Origin of the sequence: Sphingomonas sp. SORGH_AS_0438 (assembly GCF_031453475.1) — a bacterium.
Lineage (GTDB): Bacteria > Pseudomonadota > Alphaproteobacteria > Sphingomonadales > Sphingomonadaceae > Sphingomonas.
Window position 1 is genome coordinate 1,209,598 of record NZ_JAVIZS010000001.1, and the last position, 16,472, is coordinate 1,226,069.

The 16,472-nt window shown below is 68.1% G+C and carries 17 protein-coding genes; 10 read left to right on the plus strand and 7 right to left on the minus strand.

Annotated elements, in window-relative coordinates; genetic code table 11:
* The first annotated feature begins 107 nt into the window (after positions 1-107).
* From QE452_RS05735 to QE452_RS05750, 4 genes are all read left to right on the plus strand, one after another.
* The gene (locus QE452_RS05735) at positions 108-1,580 is read left to right on the plus strand and encodes a leucyl aminopeptidase (RefSeq protein WP_309660193.1); all 1,473 of its coding nucleotides are present in this window, start codon (positions 108-110) and stop codon (positions 1,578-1,580) included.
* 57 nt (positions 1,581-1,637) lie between these two features.
* On the plus strand, positions 1,638-2,078 hold the full coding sequence (locus tag QE452_RS05740) for a DNA polymerase III subunit chi (protein WP_309660194.1): 441 nt from the start codon (positions 1,638-1,640) through the stop codon (positions 2,076-2,078).
* 102 nt (positions 2,079-2,180) lie between these two features.
* On the plus strand, positions 2,181-2,603 hold the full coding sequence (gene ndk, locus QE452_RS05745) for a nucleoside-diphosphate kinase (RefSeq protein ID WP_125993787.1): 423 nt from the start codon (positions 2,181-2,183) through the stop codon (positions 2,601-2,603).
* Positions 2,603-3,121, plus strand: a complete 519-nt coding sequence (locus tag QE452_RS05750; RefSeq protein ID WP_309660195.1) for a GNAT family N-acetyltransferase — start codon at positions 2,603-2,605, stop codon at positions 3,119-3,121. Before ndk ends, QE452_RS05750 begins: the two co-directional genes overlap by 1 nt.
* A gap of 15 nt (positions 3,122-3,136) precedes the next feature.
* Here the strand turns inward: QE452_RS05750 and QE452_RS05755 are convergent, their stop codons facing one another.
* Positions 3,137-3,859 carry a Crp/Fnr family transcriptional regulator gene (locus QE452_RS05755; protein ID WP_309660196.1) on the minus strand — a complete coding sequence of 241 codons (723 nt, stop codon included), beginning with the start codon at positions 3,857-3,859 and terminating at the stop codon, positions 3,137-3,139.
* A gap of 197 nt (positions 3,860-4,056) precedes the next feature.
* Here QE452_RS05755 and QE452_RS05760 point away from each other — a divergent pair, with 197 nt between their 5' ends.
* On the plus strand, positions 4,057-6,003 hold the full coding sequence (locus QE452_RS05760; protein ID WP_309660197.1) for an EAL domain-containing protein: 1,947 nt from the start codon (positions 4,057-4,059) through the stop codon (positions 6,001-6,003).
* Between the two features lie 48 nt (positions 6,004-6,051).
* Here QE452_RS05760 and QE452_RS05765 read toward each other — a convergent pair whose 3' ends face one another.
* On the minus strand, positions 6,052-6,915 hold the full coding sequence (locus QE452_RS05765) for a crotonase/enoyl-CoA hydratase family protein (RefSeq protein WP_309730514.1): 864 nt from the start codon (positions 6,913-6,915) through the stop codon (positions 6,052-6,054).
* Positions 6,916-7,277: 362 nt separating this feature from the next.
* On the opposite strand from QE452_RS05765, the gene QE452_RS05770 reads away from it, so the two are divergent.
* The 3 genes from QE452_RS05770 (at position 7,278) to QE452_RS05780 (ending at position 11,049) form a co-directional block, all read left to right on the plus strand.
* On the plus strand, positions 7,278-8,093 hold the full coding sequence (locus QE452_RS05770) for an exonuclease domain-containing protein (RefSeq protein ID WP_309729717.1): 816 nt from the start codon (positions 7,278-7,280) through the stop codon (positions 8,091-8,093).
* Between the two features lie 119 nt (positions 8,094-8,212).
* A complete protein-coding gene (locus tag QE452_RS05775) occupies positions 8,213-9,454 on the plus strand; it encodes an MFS transporter (RefSeq protein WP_309660200.1) in 1,242 nt (413 codons plus the stop codon).
* Entirely contained in the window at positions 9,451-11,049 is a 1,599-nt protein-coding gene (locus QE452_RS05780; protein ID WP_309660201.1) for a glycoside hydrolase family 43 protein, read from the plus strand. The genes QE452_RS05775 and QE452_RS05780 overlap by 4 nt, the downstream gene beginning before the upstream one ends.
* A gap of 40 nt (positions 11,050-11,089) precedes the next feature.
* On the opposite strand, the gene QE452_RS05785 is transcribed toward QE452_RS05780, so the two are convergent.
* Complete coding sequence (locus QE452_RS05785; RefSeq protein WP_309660279.1) at positions 11,090-12,025, minus strand: alpha/beta hydrolase; 936 nt, start codon at positions 12,023-12,025, stop codon at positions 11,090-11,092.
* A 358-nt stretch (positions 12,026-12,383) separates the two neighbouring features.
* On the opposite strand from QE452_RS05785, the gene QE452_RS05790 reads away from it, so the two are divergent.
* Entirely contained in the window at positions 12,384-13,265 is an 882-nt protein-coding gene (locus tag QE452_RS05790) for a phosphotransferase (RefSeq protein WP_309660202.1), read from the plus strand.
* On the opposite strand, the gene QE452_RS05795 is transcribed toward QE452_RS05790, so the two are convergent.
* A complete protein-coding gene (locus QE452_RS05795; RefSeq protein ID WP_309660203.1) occupies positions 13,236-13,382 on the minus strand; it encodes a hypothetical protein in 147 nt (48 codons plus the stop codon). The two genes, QE452_RS05790 and QE452_RS05795, sit on opposite strands and share 30 nt — an antisense overlap.
* A gap of 111 nt (positions 13,383-13,493) precedes the next feature.
* Positions 13,494-14,492, minus strand: coding sequence for a LacI family DNA-binding transcriptional regulator (locus tag QE452_RS05800; RefSeq protein WP_309660204.1), 999 nt, complete (start codon positions 14,490-14,492; stop codon positions 13,494-13,496).
* Positions 14,493-14,658: 166 nt separating this feature from the next.
* Between QE452_RS05800 and QE452_RS05805 the strand changes: the two genes are divergently transcribed.
* On the plus strand, positions 14,659-15,150 hold the full coding sequence (locus QE452_RS05805; protein WP_309660280.1) for a nucleoside deaminase: 492 nt from the start codon (positions 14,659-14,661) through the stop codon (positions 15,148-15,150).
* A 4-nt stretch (positions 15,151-15,154) separates the two neighbouring features.
* Here the strand turns inward: QE452_RS05805 and QE452_RS05810 are convergent, their stop codons facing one another.
* Both QE452_RS05810 and QE452_RS05815 read right to left on the minus strand, forming a co-directional pair.
* Positions 15,155-15,478, minus strand: coding sequence for a hypothetical protein (locus tag QE452_RS05810; protein ID WP_309660205.1), 324 nt, complete (start codon positions 15,476-15,478; stop codon positions 15,155-15,157).
* The gene (locus tag QE452_RS05815; protein WP_309660206.1) at positions 15,475-16,440 is read right to left on the minus strand and encodes an SDR family oxidoreductase; all 966 of its coding nucleotides are present in this window, start codon (positions 16,438-16,440) and stop codon (positions 15,475-15,477) included. The genes QE452_RS05810 and QE452_RS05815 overlap by 4 nt, the downstream gene beginning before the upstream one ends.
* Between the last annotated feature and the right edge of the window lie 32 nt (positions 16,441-16,472).

Genomic DNA, 16,472 nt, shown 5'->3' on the forward strand with positions numbered 1-16,472 from the left:
ACGCGATCGGGCTTCCGCTCGCCTATCGCACCCTCGTTCAAGCCGCAACGCTTGCCAGCGGCGACATGCGGCTTAGATGCACAGGATCAGTCAACGAGGTTTTCCCTATGCAGATCAGTTTCGCCCCCGGCGCCGCGGATGCCGCGCTGCTCGTTCTCCCCGTCGAGAAGGACGGGGTGGCGCGCATCGGCTGGGGGCAATTGGGCGAAGGGGCGGCCCCGGTCGCCGAAGCCGCGGCCACGGCGCATCGCTTCGCCGGCGAAGCGGGTACGACGGTCGAGCTGTTCGTGCCGGCGGCGGACGGCGTGCGGCGCGTGCTGATGCTCGGCATCGGCGCGGGGGGCGACAAGGACTGGGCCAAGGCGGGCGGCGCGCTGACCGCGAAGCTGCTGACCTCCGCCACGGAGGCGACGGTGGATTTCGCCGCGCTCGCCACCGCGCCGAGCGCGCAGGCCGCGGCGCGGTTCGCGGGCGCGGCGGCGCAGCGTGCCTGGCGGCATGACATCTATCGCACCACCCTGCCGGAGGCGCAGAAGCCAAAGTTCGCCAAGCTGGTGCTGGCCGCCGCGCCGACCGGTACGGACGAGGCCTGGACCGTGCAGGAGGCGGTGACGAACGGCCTGGAACTGACCCGCACGCTGGTCGCCGAGCCGCCGAACATCGTCTATCCGGAAAGCTTCGTGGAGCGCGTCCGGCAGTCGGTCGACGGACTGGGCCTGGAGATCACCGTGCTGGGCGAGGAGGAGATGCGCTCGCTCGGCATGGGCGCGCTGCTCGGCGTCAGCCAGGGGTCGGTGCGCGACGCCCGCATCCTGGCGTTGCGCTGGAATGGCAAGGGCGCGGGCGATCCCGACCTGGCCTTTGTCGGCAAGGGCGTGACCTTCGACACCGGCGGCATCTCGCTCAAGCCCGGCGCCGGCATGGAGGACATGAAGTGGGACATGGGCGGCGCCGGCGCGGTGGTCGGTGCGATGAAGGCGATCGCCGGCCGCAAGGCCAAGGCGAACGTCGTCGGCGTCTGCGGGCTGGTCGAGAACATGCCCGACGGCAATGCGCAGCGCCCCGGTGACGTCGTCACCTCCATGTCGGGCCAGACGATCGAGGTGATCAACACCGATGCCGAAGGGCGGCTGGTGCTGGCCGATGTCATCACCTGGACGCAGAAGACCTTCCGCCCCAAGACGATCGTCGACCTGGCGACGCTGACCGGCGCGATGATCGTCAGCCTGGGCAATGAATATGGCGGCCTGTTCTCCAACGATGATTCGCTGGCCGACGCGCTGCTGGCGGCGGGCACCGCGACCGACGACAAATTGTGGCGCTTCCCGCTGTCGGACACCTACAACAAGCTGATCGACAGCCCGATCGCCGACATGAAGAATGTCGGTCCGCGCGGAGCCGGGTCGATCACGGCGGCGCAGTTCATCCAGCGCTTCGTCGACAAGGATGTGCATTGGGCGCATCTCGACATCGCCGGCATGGTCTGGTCCGACAAGCCCGGCACGACCTGGGACAAGGGCGCGACCGGCTATGGCGTGAAGCTGCTCGACCGGTTCGTCGCCGACCGGTTCGAGGATTGATCCGCTGGTGGCGGGCCGGTTCGCCGGTCCGCCACCCTTGGAGAGCGATCATCCGCGATGCAGGTCGACTTCTACCATCTCACCGCCACGCCGCTGGAGCGCGCGTTGCCGCAGATCGCGGAGCGCGTGCTGGCAAGCGGTGGTCGGCTGCTGATCGTCGCCGAGCCGGAGGAGCAGCGCCGGCATCTCGATCGCTGGCTGTGGAGCTATGCGCCCGACAGCTTCCTGCCCCATGCCGCCGCCGGGGACGGGGCGGAGGCCGCGCAACCGGTCCTGATCGCCCCGCAGGTCGAGCCGGCGAACGGCGCGCGCTTCGTCGCGATCGTCGACGGGCAGTGGCGCGACGCGGCGCTGGCGTTCGACCGCGCCTTCCACTTCTTCGACGACGACCGCATCCGCGAGGCGCGGCTGGCCTGGAAGGGGCTGGCCGACCGCGAGGGCGTGGAGCGACGCTATTGGAAGCAGAACGATGCCGGCCGCTGGGAACAGGCGGCCTGAGCGGTCGTGAGGCCGGGCGCGGGTGAGGGCGGTTGCCATTCCGTCCGCCCGCGACTAGGGCGACGCGACTTTCCACCTTGCCAGCAGGAGCCCGTGACCGTCATGGCCGCGAACCGTACCTTTTCGATCATCAAGCCCGATGCCACCCGCCGCAACCTGACCGGCGCGGTCACCAAGATGCTGGAAGAGGCCGGTCTGCGCGTCGTCGCTTCCAAGCGCATCCAGATGACCCGCGAGCAGGCCGAGGGCTTCTATGCGGTCCACAAGGAGCGCCCCTTCTTCAACGACCTGGTGTCGTTCATGATCTCCGGCCCGGTGGTCGTGCAGGTGCTGGAAGGCGAGAACGCCATGCAGCGCAACCGCGACATCATGGGCGCGACCAACCCTGCCAATGCCGAGCCCGGTACGATCCGCAAGGAGCTGGCCGAGTCCATCGAGGCGAACACCGTGCACGGTTCGGATTCGGACGAGAATGCGGCGATCGAGATCGCCTATTTCTTCAAGCCGGAAGAGATCGTCGGCTGATGCGCTGGCGGCTGCGGCGGGCGGCGCCGGCGGATGCGCCGGCCGTGTCGCTCGTCGCGGCCGCGAGCTTTCTGGAAACCTTCGCCGGCATCCTGTCGGGCGAGGACATCGTCGCGCATGTCGGGCGGAAGAGCGCGCCCGAACGTTTCGCCGCTTGGATCGCCGATCCCGCGAGCCGCGTGACGCTGGCGACGCATCCCGACGGGGACGCACCGGTCGGCTATAGCCTGCTCACCACCCCGGAGGATGTCGGCGCGGTCCGGCCCGGCGATACCGAACTTCGGCGTATCTACACCTTGTCGGTGGCGCGTGGAACGGGCCTGGGGGCGGCGCTGATGGCGCAGGCGATTGCGGATGCCCGCGCCATGGGGCATGACCGGATGCTGCTCGGCGTGTTGGCGACGAACCGGCGCGCCTGCGACTTCTACGAGCGACAGGGCTTCGCCGTCGTCGGCGAGCGTCGCTTCCTGGTCGGGGCGACCTGGCACGACGATCGGGTCTACGCTCGGGCGATCTGACCCCGGCCCATCGGTTCAGCGACTTTTCGGCAGCCAGCTCAATTCCTTGCGCTTCTCGCGCTGGGGCCGGCTGGCCAGCTTGGTGAGACCGGGGCGATCGAGGATCGTGATCCGCTCCCGATCGCGGCGGATCAGCAGCTTGTCCTCCAGCAACCGTATCATCCGGTTCACATGGACATTGGTCAGGCCGAGCAGGTCGCCGATATGCTCCTGGGTCAACCGCAACGCGAAGCTGTCATTCTGTACCTCGCCCAGCCGGTCCAGGCGCCTGGCGATGTCGAGGAGGAAGGCGGCGAGCTGCGCCTCGGCCGTGGTGCGCCCCATTTCCGCCAGCTGGTCCATCAACGCCAGCCGCTCGGCCTGGACGCTGAGCAGGAACAACGCGCCGAGCCGCGGGTGCGCATCGATCAGCGCGCCGAACTGGGTCAGCGGCACGAAGCGAATCACCACCGGCGTGATCGAGGACAGGGTCTCGACCGCCTGGTCGCTGCACATGCTGGGCGTGCCCAATATGTCGCCCGGCAGATGGATCTTGAGGATCTGGCGGCTGCCGCTGGGCAGGATGTGCGACGCCGTGGCCCAGCCTTTCTCCAGCATAAAGAAGCCCGTAGCCGGTTCGCCCTCGCGCCGGATCTCGCGCAACCGATCGAGTCGGATGATCGGGCCGCCAAGCGCGCGGACCGCCTCCGCCTCCTCGGGCGTCAGCGTCGTAAAATCCTCCAACCGTCTCAACGACATTTTTTCACGCTATTGCCCCTTAACATTCTTTCGCTAGCCCATCCTAACCGATGCGCCAAGCGCCTCACATGCCGTAATGATTGCGCTACCGAAGAGCAGGAATGCGGCGAAAGGAGCGGGATGACGGGGATGCGCTTTGTCGAGACGCGTTGTCGCGTTAGTGGTAATTCAACCTAAAGGGCTCCAGATAGGGTGCCATGAGCCGTCTGATTTCCCGTTTGCGGCAACTACATACGTCGGACGGCACGATTGCCGCCCATGTGCGCGAGACGTTGGTGGAGTCGCTCTATGCCTCGCCGCAGTCGCTGGTGATCGGCGCGCTGACCAGCAGCGCGATCACCATGACCGTGGCGGCGATCAGCGGCAACGGCCTGATGCTGGGCGTCGCCCTGACCATCGCGGCGGTGGCGGCTATCCGCATCATCGACGTGATGCGCACGCCCAACGTCGCGACTCGGCCTGCCGAGCGGCCGCGTCATCAGGAACTCATCTACCGCGCTGGGGCGCTCAGCTATTCCGCATTGCTCGGCCTGTTCGGCCTGCTGACGCTGACCAAAACCGATGACGGCGTGCTGCAACTGCTCGCCGTCACCACCACGATCGGATATGCGGCGGGGATCGCCGGACGCAATGCCGGTCGCCCTTGGATCGCGCTGTCGCAGCTCTGTTTCGCCTCGCTGCCGCTCGTCGGCGGGCTGCTATGGTCGCTGATGCCGCTCAAGGCGCTGCTCGCGGGCGTCATCCTGCTCTTCATCGTGGCGATGATGGACATCACGCTCCAGACCTATGGCGTCATCCTGAAGGCGACGGTGGGTGCGATCGAAAAGGCGGCGCTGGCCGAGCATCACGCTGCGATCGCCCGCCGCGACGACCTGACCGGGGTCGCCAATCGGACCGCCTTTCGCGAAGGGTTCGAGGCACGGTTGGGGGCGGTGGCGCGGGGCGAGGGGATGCTCGCCTTGCTCTGGCTCGACCTGGACCGGTTCAAGGAGATCAACGATTCCTTCGGGCATCTGGCCGGCAATGAACTGCTCGCCACCGTCGCCCGGCGGATGAACGAGGCGTTCGGCCACCGCGACATCGTCGCCCGGCTGGGCGGTGACGAATTCGCCCTGGTCTGCACGATCCGCGACGAAGAGGAGGCGGCGGTGATCGGCGCTCGTATCCTCGATCTGGTCGCGCTGCCCGTCATGCATGACGGTGCGCCGCTGCGGGTCAGCGGGTCGCTGGGCGTGGCGATCGCGCCCAAGGACGGTGTCGATCCCGACTGTCTGCTCAAGAATGCCGACCTCGCGCTCTACCGCGCCAAGGATGGCGGGCGCGGCGAGATGCGCATCTTTGAGCCGCGGATGGACGAGAAGATCGAGCGTGCGCGCGATCTGGCCGGCGAGATGAAGGGCGCGCTGGAACGGGGCGAATTCCACCTGGCGGTGCAACCGATCTTCGACCTGGCGGGCGAGCGGATCACGGCGGGTGAGGTGCTGCTGCGCTGGACCAATCGACGCCATGGCGATGTGTCGCCGGCCGAGTTCATCCCCATTGCGGAGGATAGCGGGCTGATCGTCGCGATCGGCGGCTGGGTGATCCGCGAGGCCTGCCGGATCGGCCGCGAGTGGGGCGACATCACGATCGCCGTCAACCTGTCGCCGATCCAGCTTCGCTCGGCGGAGTTGCCGGCCGTGATCCTGGGGGCGCTCGCCGCGAGTGGCCTGCCGCCCGAACGGCTGGAGCTGGAGGTGACCGAGACGGTCCTGCTCAACGACATCGATGCCTCGCTGGCGGCGCTCGATGCGATCAACCGGCTGAGGGTGCACACCACGCTGGACGATTTCGGCACGGGCTATTCGTCGCTCAGCTACCTGACCCGCTTCCCCTTCCAGACGCTCAAGATCGATCGTTCCTTCATCACCGACCTGGAACGCAATCCGGCCTCGGTGGCGATCGTGCAGACGGTCATCGAACTGGCGCGGAAACTGGGCATGCGCACCACCGCCGAAGGGGTGGAGACGCAAGCGCAGCTCGACCAGTTGCGGCGGACCCGGTGCGACTCGGTCCAGGGCTTCCTGCTCGGCCATCCGCTGCCCGCCGACGCGTTCGGCGCGCTGTTCAGCGAGACGGGCAAGCGGCACCGCCTGACCTCCTGATCGTGGCCGGGCGGACGCCGAAGCGCCCGCCCGGCCGGTGATGCCCGCTTATGCGATGGCGGGGCCGGACAATCGGCTTTGCGCCCGCACCAGGCGCTGCATCAGCTTCAGGTCGGTCTCGCTCAGGCGCAGGGCCGCGTCGGCCCAGAGGTCGACCACCGCCTCCAGCTCCGCCAGCGGCAGCGGACTGACCGAGCGCGACGCCTCATAGATCGCGCAATGGCCGCTGTGCCGCCGGCGGTTGAGGCGGATATAGTCCTCCACCGCCGCGCGCCCCTGGCCGGCCTCGGCCAGGCCGTGGACGATGCCGAGATCGTACAGCTCCTCCGCGCTATAGATGCGGCCGCTGAGGATCATCTGTTCGGCCCGTGCCGCGCCCAGCCGTCGCGACAAGAAGCAATGCGCCCCCATGCCGGGGAACAGGCCGAACGCCGTCTCGGGCAGGCCGAAGCGCGCGCCCCGTTCGGCGATGACGACGTTGAACGACAGCAAGGCCTCGAACCCGCCGCCCAGGGCGTCACCCTGCACCAGCCCGATCGTGATGATCGGCCGGTCGAGGCTCATCATGTTGCGATGGAGGATGCGCACGCAGGCGCGGCCATAATCGACCAGCGCCGATCGATCGCCGGACCGGATCTTCGCGGCGAACAGGTCGAGATCCCCGCCCAGCGAGAAGACGCCCGGATGGCGCGAGCCGAGCACGAGGTAGCGGATCGGCATCTCCTCGGATCGCAACGCCTCGACGATATCCTGCTGCCACAGGCCGAACTCCGTGAGCAGCGACGGATTGAAGCTCGGCCGGTCGCGGGCGCGCATGAAGGTCCAGAGCGTGTCGAGCGCCGGGTCGAACTCCACCTCCAGCTCGCCATAGGCGAAGGGATGGTGGCCATCCGGACGGGAGGGGGAGGGGATGGTGACGCGAAGGGTGACGGTCGGCGGAGACGACGGGGGGAAATTCGACGGTCATGCTGACTTCCTTTTTCACTCGCAGCAAGTTGCTGCGTCGGAAGGATAGTTTGCTTGGTCGCGACCGTGCGACGTGGAATCGGAACTGGTCCGCGATTGCTGCGGATGGTGCAGACCGTGCCAGACATGGCCCGCGGTCTCGGCAATGTGATCGATGATATCGCCGTGATGGCGATCACCGGCCGGGGACGAAAGAAGCGTGGCCGGCTCGACTTGATCCGGCCGGCGGGCGGTCGCTATCATATGGGATGCTGCCGAGCCCATCCGCCCCGATCGCCCCTGTCCATGGGGAGTCGCCCGATTTCGTCGTGATCGATGTCGAGACCGCCTGTTCCCGCGTCAGCAGCATCTGCCAGATCGGCATTGTCGGGTTCCGCAACGGCGCGGTCTGCTTCGAATATGAAACGCTGGTCGATCCGCGCGACACGTTCAGCGGCTTCAATGTCAATATCCACGGCATCACCGCCGACCATGTGCTGGGCCAGCCCTGTTTCGGAGAGCTGCATTCGATCGTCGATGGTCATCTGGCGGGGCGGATCACCGTCGCCCACTCGCATTTCGACAAGGGGGCGCTCGCCGCCGCCTGTCGCGTCCATGACCGGCCGGAGATCGCGACCACCTGGCTCGACAGCGTCCGCGTCGCCCAGCGGGCCTGGCCGGAATTGAGCAGCCACCGGCTGAACGTGCTCGCCCGCCATCTGGGCCTGGAGCATCGCCATCATGATGCCCTGAGCGACGCGCGCGTCGCCGGCTTGGTCGTGGTGCGCGCGATCGAACATAGCGGCCGGCCGCTCGCGGAATGGCTCTCCCCCGGCAAGCCGCCCAAGCGCCCGCCCGCGCCGTCGCCGGCCTTGCACGGGCCCCTAGCCGGGCAGCGGATCGCGATTCTGGGCGAGCCGCGCGATGGTCCGCTCGCGCATCGCATCGCCGCGCTGGGCGGGCGCGTCGTCAGCGCGGTCGGCCCGTCGACCACGGTGCTGGCGATCGCCCCCACCGCGCCCGCCGGTCCCGCCTTGCAACAGGAGTCCCGCTATCGCCGGGCGGAGGCGATGCGCCGGGCGGGCGGGCGCATCCGCATCATGGCGGCCGACCTGCTGTTTTCCGGAGATGCCGGCATCCTGTAAGCGTCCGCCGAACGGCGAGCGCTCCATCACGCCGATCGGGGTTTCGCAGAACTTTGCTTGCCCTGATCGGCCAACCCGTCCTAGAACCGGATGATAACGTTACCGTAGGGGAGAGGGGCTTGCGCGGGTTTCCCTATATTCGCTGGACGATCATCGCGCTGTTCGTCGTGGCGATGGTCATCAACTATCTGACCCGCAGCATTCTGGGTGTCGCGGCGCCGGCGATCATGGCGGAGCAGCACATCAGCTCCGAACAATATAGCTGGATCACCGGCGCCTTTCAGTTCGGCATCATGTTCCAGCCGGTGGCCGGCTATCTGCTCGACCTGATCGGGCTGAAGGTCGGCTTCTCGCTCTTCGTCGCGATCTGGTCGTGCATCACCCTGGGGCATGGCTTCGCCAATGGCTGGATGGGGTTCGCCGGCCTGCGCGGTGCGCTGGGGCTGGTCGAGGGATCGGCGCAGCCGGCGGGGATGAAGCTGGTCGCCGAATGGTTTCCGGCGCGCGAGCGCGGCGTGGCCGGCGGCATCTATCAGATCGGCGCCTCGTTCGGCGCGGTGTTCGCACCGCCGCTGGTCGCCTGGGCGGTCTTCCATCACAGCTGGCGCGCGGCCTTCTTCGTCGCGGGTGGCCTGGGCCTGGCCTGGGTCGTCGCCTGGCTGGTCTGGTATGCGCCACCCGCCCGGCACCGCCGCCTGTCCGAGGGCGAGCGGCGGCTGATTGTCGAGGGGCAGGAAGCGTCGCTGGTTAGGCAGCGGCGGCGGCCGCCGCTCGGCGAACTGCTGCGCCGACGCAATTTGTGGGCGATCGCCGCGGCGCGCTTCCTGGCCGATCCGGTCTGGGGGATGCTGTCGCTCTGGATGCCGCTCTATCTGGTGCAGGCCCGGCATTTCGACCTGACCCAGATCGCGCTGTTCGCCTGGCTGCCCTTTCTGGCGGCCGATCTGGGCTGCCTGTTCGGGCCGGCCGTGGTCGCCTTCCTGCAACGGCGCGGCGTCCAGCTGGTGGACGCGCGGCGCGGCGCCTTCACGCTCGGCGCGGTGCTAATGACGGGCATGATGTTCGTCGGCAGCGTGACCAGCCCGATTGCGGCCATCGCGCTGCTGTGCCTGGGCGGCTTCGCGCACCAGACGCTGTCGGTGACCGTCATCACCCTGTGTTCCGACCTGTTTCCGCAGGATCAGGTCGCGACCGCGACCGGCGTGTCGGGCACCGCCGCCAATCTGGGCGTGCTGATCTTCACGCTGTCGCTGGGCGCGATGGTCGATCAGGTCGGCTATCAGCCCTTCTTCATCCTGCTCGGGCTGCTCGACCTGGGCGGGGCCGCCTTGCTCTGGACCCTGGTGCGAAAACCCGCATGACCGCTGACCCCATCACGCCCGCCAATCCGATCCTGCGCGGCTTCAATCCCGATCCATCGATCGTCCGGGTGGCGGAGGATTACTACATCGCCACCTCAACCTTCGAATGGTTTCCGGGGGTGCAGATCCATCACAGCCGCGACCTGGCCGACTGGCGGCTGGTGGCCCGGCCCCTGTCGCGGGCCAGCCAGCTCGACATGCGCGGCGATCCGGATTCGTGCGGCGTCTGGGCCCCGGACTTGAGCTACAAGGACGGGCGCTTCCACCTGATCTATACCGATGTGAAGCGGTACGGCCGCACCACGGTCGACGGCGCACGCGGCGCGTCCTTGCGCGACTTCCACAATTACTGGGTGTGGAGCGACCGGATCGACGGCCCCTGGTCCGATCCCGTGCATCTCAACAGCAGCGGCTTCGACCCCGCGCTGTTCCACGACGATGACGGGCGGAGCTGGATGCTCAACATGCTGTGGGACCATCGCCCCGGCCGCAAGCGCTTCGCCGGCATCGTCGTGCAGGAGCTGGACATGGCGGCGCGGCGGCTGGTCGGCGAGCGGCGGGTGATCTTCCAGGGTACCGCGCTGGGCTTCACCGAGGGGCCGCACCTCTACAAGCGCGACGACTGGTATCATCTGCTCGTCGCCGAAGGGGGGACGGAGCGCGGCCATGCGGTGACCATGGCGCGGTCGCGTACCCTGTTCGGTCCCTATGACGTCCATCCCGATGGCCCGGTGCTGACCGCGCGCGACACGCCGGCCGCGCCGTTGCAGCGGGTCGGCCATGGCGATCTGGTCGAGACGCCGGAGGGGGCGCCCTGGATGGTGCATCTGTGCGGCCGGCCGATGCCGGGCAGCGATCGTTGCGTGCTGGGGCGCGAGACGGCGATCCAGCCGATGCGCTGGGACCCGGATGGCTGGCTCCGCGCCGCCGCGCCGCCGCCCACGACCATCGACGAGCGGCCGGTCACCGCATTCGACCGGTTCGACGGGCCCGACCTGCCCGACGCCTTTCAATGGCTCCGCTCGCCCGAGCCGGATCACCTGTTCAGCCTGACCGCGCGGCCCGGCCATTTGCGGTTGTTCGGACGCGAGACGATCGGCAGCCATTTCGAACAGGCCCTGGTCGCGCGCCGGCAGACCGCGTTCCGATACGACGCGCGCACGCTGGTCGATTTCGCGCCCGAGCATTTCCAGCAGGCCGCCGGGCTGGTCTGTTACTACAACAGCACCAAATATGTCTTTCTGCAGGTCACGGCCGACGATGACGGCCGACGGGTGCTCCAGCTGCTCTCGGTCCTGCCGATCGGCGAGGGGCAGAGCGTGATGACCGATCCGATCCCGCTACCCGCCGGGCCGATCGCGCTTCGTGCCTCGGCGGATCATGCCGTGTTGCGCTTCGCCTGGCGGGCCGAGGGGGCGGAGGAATGGCACTGGCTGTCGGAGACGGTCGACGCCAGCCTGTTGTCCGACGAGGCGACCCTGCCGGGCCTGCCCAATTTCACCGGCACGTTCGTCGGCATGGCCTGCCAGGACATGGCCGGCACCGGACGCGCGGCGGATTTCGCCTGGTTCGCCTATGACGAGGCGGTCGGCTGAACGATCGGCCCCGCCCGCTGGCGGGGCCGAGGCCCAATGATCAGGCGCGCGCGGCGATCCAGCCGTGCATCATCATCCAGCGGGAGAAGGCGTCGAACCAGCCGGTGCTGGTCGTCGGCTTCTGGTACATGCCGAACCCATGGCCGCCCTGTTCATAGAGGTGGAACTCGACCGGGCGCTTCGCCGCCTTCCAGGCTTCGATCAGGCCGAAGCCGCCATTGGCGAAGAAGGGATCGTCGGCGGCCAGCGCCGCGAATAGAGGCGGGGCGTCCGCCGGCACGGTCACGGTGGATAGCGGGCCATAGATGTCCGCGATGAAGGCGGGCTTGGCATCCTGTCCGGTCAGCGCGGTGGCCATCGTCAGCATCGCGCCGGCGGAAAAGCCGACCATGCCGATCTTGTCCGGCTGGACATGCCACTCGCCCGCGCGCGCGCGGATCAGCTTGAAGGCGGCGCGCGCATCGGCGATCTGCGGCGCGATGCCGGCCATCATCGCCTCGGTCGAGGGGCGGGGGCGCGGGTTGGTGCCCGAGAAGCGCTCGCGCATCTCGCGCTCATAGCCGGCCATGTCGGCGGGCGTCGGGTTCAGCCGGTACTTGAGCACGAAGGCGGCGACGCCCTGCGCGGCCAAGGCCTTGGCCACGTCCCAGCCTTCATTCTGCATCGACAGCGTGGTGAAGCCGCCGCCCGGCGCGACGACGACGGCCGCGCCGGTCGCCTTGGCCGGATCGGGCAGGAAGGGGGTCAGCGTCGCGACCGTGACGTTCCGTGCGAAGACGCTGCCATATTGGCTGTGCCATGCCTCCTTTGCGGTGGCGCCGGGAAGGGGGCCGGTATTCAGCGTGATGGCACCGGGTTGGGCGGGCGTGGCGATCGACGCCATGCGGTCGTTCTGCGCCGAGGCCGGCGTTGCGGCTGCCAAGGCCAGTGCGACGGCGGCACAGCCTGTCACCCCACACCACCGACGATGAACCATGCTCGCAAGATACTGATGCATCGCCGAATCCTCCTGTTTCGAACATCCTCGCGGTTCGACCGGCCGGCGTCAATTGTCCAACAAGAGGAAGATGGTGGCCACCATCGGAACAAATGACCACATAGGCCATTGTATATCGCGATATAGACTATCGAGGACGGCAATCCTCTTCGATGCTTTCGTGCCAAGTTGAGACTGCTCAGGTGCGGAAGTCCTGATAACTCACCTGGATCAACACGTTAACCGATTGTTTTAACACATCTGTAACATTAGCTATCAGGTAATGCCTATCGCGACCTACCTTCAAGAGACGTCACCGTCCGACCGGCCGATATCGTCGGATGCCGTGATCTCGGTATTGTCGGACGCACTTTATCCGGATGGTCGTCGGATCGACAAGGTCGAGGTCATCCGTACCCAGTCCATGGTCGCGGACGGTGCGGCGATCTTCCTGCTCGATCACGACCATGTATTGTTCCTGTCACCAGCAGCACATCCGGATGCGGCGGCGATCCAGGCCCAGGCGACGCAGACGATGGCCGGGCTGGGTCCGGTCATGGCCGAGCGGATATTGCCGGTCACCGCGACCGGCACGCTGGCGGATCGCAGTTTCCTGATCCTGCCACGTTGCGAACCGCTGGCTGGCGGCCGGCTCCGTCGCCTGATCCAGACGCCGAAGGTGGCGGCGGCGATCCTGGGGTGGCTGCGGCAATTGGTGGGTGCGACCGTCGCGGATGGTCCAGCGGACGATCATGCGGAGACGGACGAGTTCCAGCGATCGCTCCGCGCGCTGGTCGACATGCACGATCTGCCCGAACCCCTGCGGGCGGACGCCGAGCGGCTGGATGTGGACATCACCGCCGGAACGCTCAAGCCGCGCCACGTGCCGATGCACGGGGATTTGTGGCGCAACAACATCATGGTCCGGCCGGGTGGCGGCGAGCTGGTGGTGATCGACTGGGCGGGGGGCACGGCCGCCGGCTATGCCATTTACGACCTGATCCGCTTCCACCAGTCGTTCAACCTGTCGTCGGACCGGCTGCGACGCGAACTGCTATGGTATCAAGAGGCGCTGGGCGGTGGCGCATTGGGGCTGGCGATGATCCGCGTGCACCTGCTCGGCGCGCTGGGTCATTATGCCAACCGGCTTGGCGAGTTTCCGCGTGATCGCTTCGTGGCACTGGCCCGCGATTGCTACGGCGCGGTGGACTCAGCGCTGGCCGGGCTGGCGCGCGGCTGACTGGCGCAGCAGGCTGCGGTCGTCCGGCTGCGTGTCCGCCCAATCGCGCAGGGTGGACAGGCTGCGATGCCGGTGCATCCGGCCAAGTAGCGCCTGGGGCAAAGCAAAAATCCTCATGGTCAGCGGCTCCGTGAACCTTTTGCACCTCAATAGTTACGAACCGATGACCAAGCCGTTAAACCGCTGACCTGACGATCGGATTTCGTAAAGGCGCGCTGTCGCCGCGGGTCAGGCCGGGGGCGGGGCGGTGGATTGGCGTTCGACCAGCAGATGGTCGAGGACATGGGGGGCTGCGCTGCTGGCCACCCGTCCGCGCCGCATCGCCTCGATCAGACGCTGCATCGCCTCCGCCGCCAGCGCGCGCACCGGCTGGCGGATGGTGGTGAGCGGCGGCCAGAGCGTGACCGCGGCAGTGCTGTCGTCGAAGCCGACCACGGTCAGGTCGCGCGGCACATCGAGATGACGGCGATGCGCGACCGAGACGACGGCGGCGGCCATGTCGTCGTTGCTGGCGAAGATCGCGGTCGGCGGGGCGGGATCGTCGAGCAGCGTCTCGCCCGCCACCAGGCCGCTGGCATAGCCGAAATCGCCGGGCACGATCCGGACGGTCGCCTCACCACATTCCGCCGCCGCTTCCTGGAAGCCGGCGAGACGCTCGCGGCTGGCGGACTGGTCGGGATTGCCGAGGACGAAGCCGAGGCGGCGGTGACCCAGTCCGAGCAGATGGCGGGTCATGTCATAGGCGGCACGGCGATTGTCGATGCCGATACAGATCGCGCCGGGGGCCACGCCGCCGACCACCGCCACCGGCAGCTTCGCCTCGGCGAGCATCGCCCGCACCGCGTCGTTCTCGCCCAGCGGCGGGGCCAGCACGACGCCGCCGATCCGTCCGGCGATCAGCCGCTCGATCGCGGCGGGGGCGGGGGGCTTGCCGGCCTCGCCCTTCAACAGCTGGAGCTGTGCGCCGCGCGCCGAGGCCTCCTCGAACACGCCGGCCAGGAAGCCGCTCATGAAGGCGGCGCTGGGATTGGAATAGAGCACGCCGATCCGGATCTCGCGCGAGGTGACCAGGCTGCGCGCCATCAGGTTGGGCGTGTAGTTGAGCGTCGTGATTGCCGCCTCGACCAGCCGGCGGGTTTCGTCGCGGACGCCAGGCTCGGCGTTGATGACGCGCGACACCGTCATCGGTGAGACGCCGGCATGGCGGGCGACATCGATGATGGTCACGCCGCGAGGGCGGCCGGGGGAGCGGGGCAAGTGCGGGTCAGGCCGAGAGGAACGAAGATCGCATGGCGGGGTGGTGCCCCGGCCACCGGGGAAAGGTCAATGGGGCGCGGTGACGATGCCCGGCCATCGCTGCGGCACCTTCGGGCAGGCGTTGCGTTGGACCGCGATGACCGAAGATGATGAACGCTGGATGCGCGAGGCGATCCGCATCGCCCGATCCAAGGGCTCCGACCCGTCCACCTCCCCGCTGGGCTCGGTGATCGTGCTGGACGGCCGGGTGATCGCGGCGGAGCGCAATCAGACGCATGAGCTGCCCGATGCCACGGCCCATGCCGAGATGATGGCGATCCGGCGCGGATGCGAGGCCAGTGGCGAGCTGGAGCTGCGCGGCGCGACGCTCTATTCGACGCTGCAACCCTGCGGCATGTGCACCATGGCTTCGATCTGGTCTAAGGTCGGGCGGGTCGTCTACGGCGCGGAGCGCGAGGACGTGCATCCGATGTATTTCGAGGCGCGCCATGTCGATACGCTGGCCTTCATCACCGATGCCTATCGCGACGACATCGTGATCGAGGGCGGTTGCCTGCGCGAGGAATGCGCGAAGCTCTATTATCCCCCCGACGCCGACCTGCCCGAGGACGAGCAGGCGAATCTATGAGCGATCAGACGTCGAGCGCCAGTCCGGCATACCAGTCGGCATAATGGGTGTTGCGGGCGAGGTGACGGTTCAGATCCTCCTCGCCCGGCCACCAGACCGGACCCCGTTCGCCGAGCGCGACCTTCGCGGCATCGACGGCGGTGCGCGCGGCACGAAGGGCATTGGTATCGCCGTCGGAAAGCGCGCTGCGGACGGCCCGTCTGGCGGTCATCAATGCGGTGACATGGGCCTGACGTTCGGCCTCCGGCAAATGCGGGTTGGCGCGTCGCCACAACCGGCCGCGCACCACGATATAGCGTCCGTCGGGAGTGACCGGCGGCGCGCTCACCGTCGCCGTCGCCACAGCACTGCGCCGATCCCCGCCAGGCCCAGGGCCAGCGCGGCTCCGGTCGCCGCCTTGCGGCCCCGGTCGGGATCGCGGCGACCGCCATCCGGGCCGCTCGCGCCGGCGGGCGGGTGATGGACCGCGCCGCTGCCATCCTCGCCGCGCTCGGCGTGGCGGGACCAGACGTCCATGAAGCCGTTCATCGTCGCCGCCATCAGATTGGGAATGGCGAACTGCCCCAGCTTCAGGGCGAGCGCCGGCGCGCCGATCACCGTCGTGTTGCGCGGATGCCGGGCCAGCCGCACCACCGCCTTCGCCACGCTGTCCGGCGAAAGCGCACCGGGCGGCAGCGACAGGCGCGCGCCCGTATAATTGCCGGCATGATCGATCCCCGGCGTGTCGACGAAGGTCGGATAGACGTCGCAGATATGGATGCGCGGATATTTCGAGACTTCGCCGCGCAGGGCCTGGGACAGCCCGCGCAGGCCGAACTTGCTGGCGGCATAGGCGGCCGCATAGGGGGTCGCGACGAAGCCGCCGACCGAGATCATGTTGACCCAGGTGCCATGTTCCTGCGCCAGGAAGATCGGCAGCACGGCATGGGCTTCGTTCATATGCGCGGTCAGATTGGTGTCGATGACGCGGGCGTGATCCTGGATGGGCACCTGCTGGAACCGGCCGACCACCCCGACCCCGACGCAACTGAACCACAGGTCGATGCCGTCGAGCATCTGCTGCGCCATCTGGGCGAAGGCAGAGACCGCCGCCGCGTCGGTGACGTCCAGCACCTGCGTCTCGGCCGTGCCGCCGGCGGCGCGACAGCGCGCGGCGATATCGGCCAGCCCCTCCGCACCGCGCGAGGCCAGGATCAGTTGTGCGCCCTCTTTTGCAAAGGCGATCGCGGTGGCGGCTCCGATGCCGCTGGATGCGCCGGTGATGACGATGCGCAAGGGATGTTGGGTCATGGCGGTTCCTCGATCAGCGCGATCATGGACGC

Coding starts and splice junctions, on each gene's coding strand:
- QE452_RS05735 (WP_309660193.1), top strand. CDS start 108: ATGCAGATCAGTTTCGCCCCCGGCGCCGCGGATGCCGCGCTGCTCGTT.
- QE452_RS05740 (WP_309660194.1), top strand. CDS start 1,638: ATGCAGGTCGACTTCTACCATCTCACCGCCACGCCGCTGGAGCGCGCG.
- ndk (WP_125993787.1), top strand. CDS start 2,181: ATGGCCGCGAACCGTACCTTTTCGATCATCAAGCCCGATGCCACCCGC.
- QE452_RS05750 (WP_309660195.1), top strand. CDS start 2,603: ATGCGCTGGCGGCTGCGGCGGGCGGCGCCGGCGGATGCGCCGGCCGTG.
- QE452_RS05755 (WP_309660196.1), bottom strand. CDS start 3,859: ATGTCGTTGAGACGGTTGGAGGATTTTACGACGCTGACGCCCGAGGAG.
- QE452_RS05760 (WP_309660197.1), top strand. CDS start 4,057: ATGAGCCGTCTGATTTCCCGTTTGCGGCAACTACATACGTCGGACGGC.
- QE452_RS05780 (WP_309660201.1), top strand. CDS start 9,451: ATGACCGCTGACCCCATCACGCCCGCCAATCCGATCCTGCGCGGCTTC.
- QE452_RS05785 (WP_309660279.1), bottom strand. CDS start 12,025: ATGGTTCATCGTCGGTGGTGTGGGGTGACAGGCTGTGCCGCCGTCGCA.
- QE452_RS05795 (WP_309660203.1), bottom strand. CDS start 13,382: ATGAGGATTTTTGCTTTGCCCCAGGCGCTACTTGGCCGGATGCACCGG.
- QE452_RS05805 (WP_309660280.1), top strand. CDS start 14,659: ATGACCGAAGATGATGAACGCTGGATGCGCGAGGCGATCCGCATCGCC.
- QE452_RS05815 (WP_309660206.1), bottom strand. CDS start 16,440: ATGACCCAACATCCCTTGCGCATCGTCATCACCGGCGCATCCAGCGGC.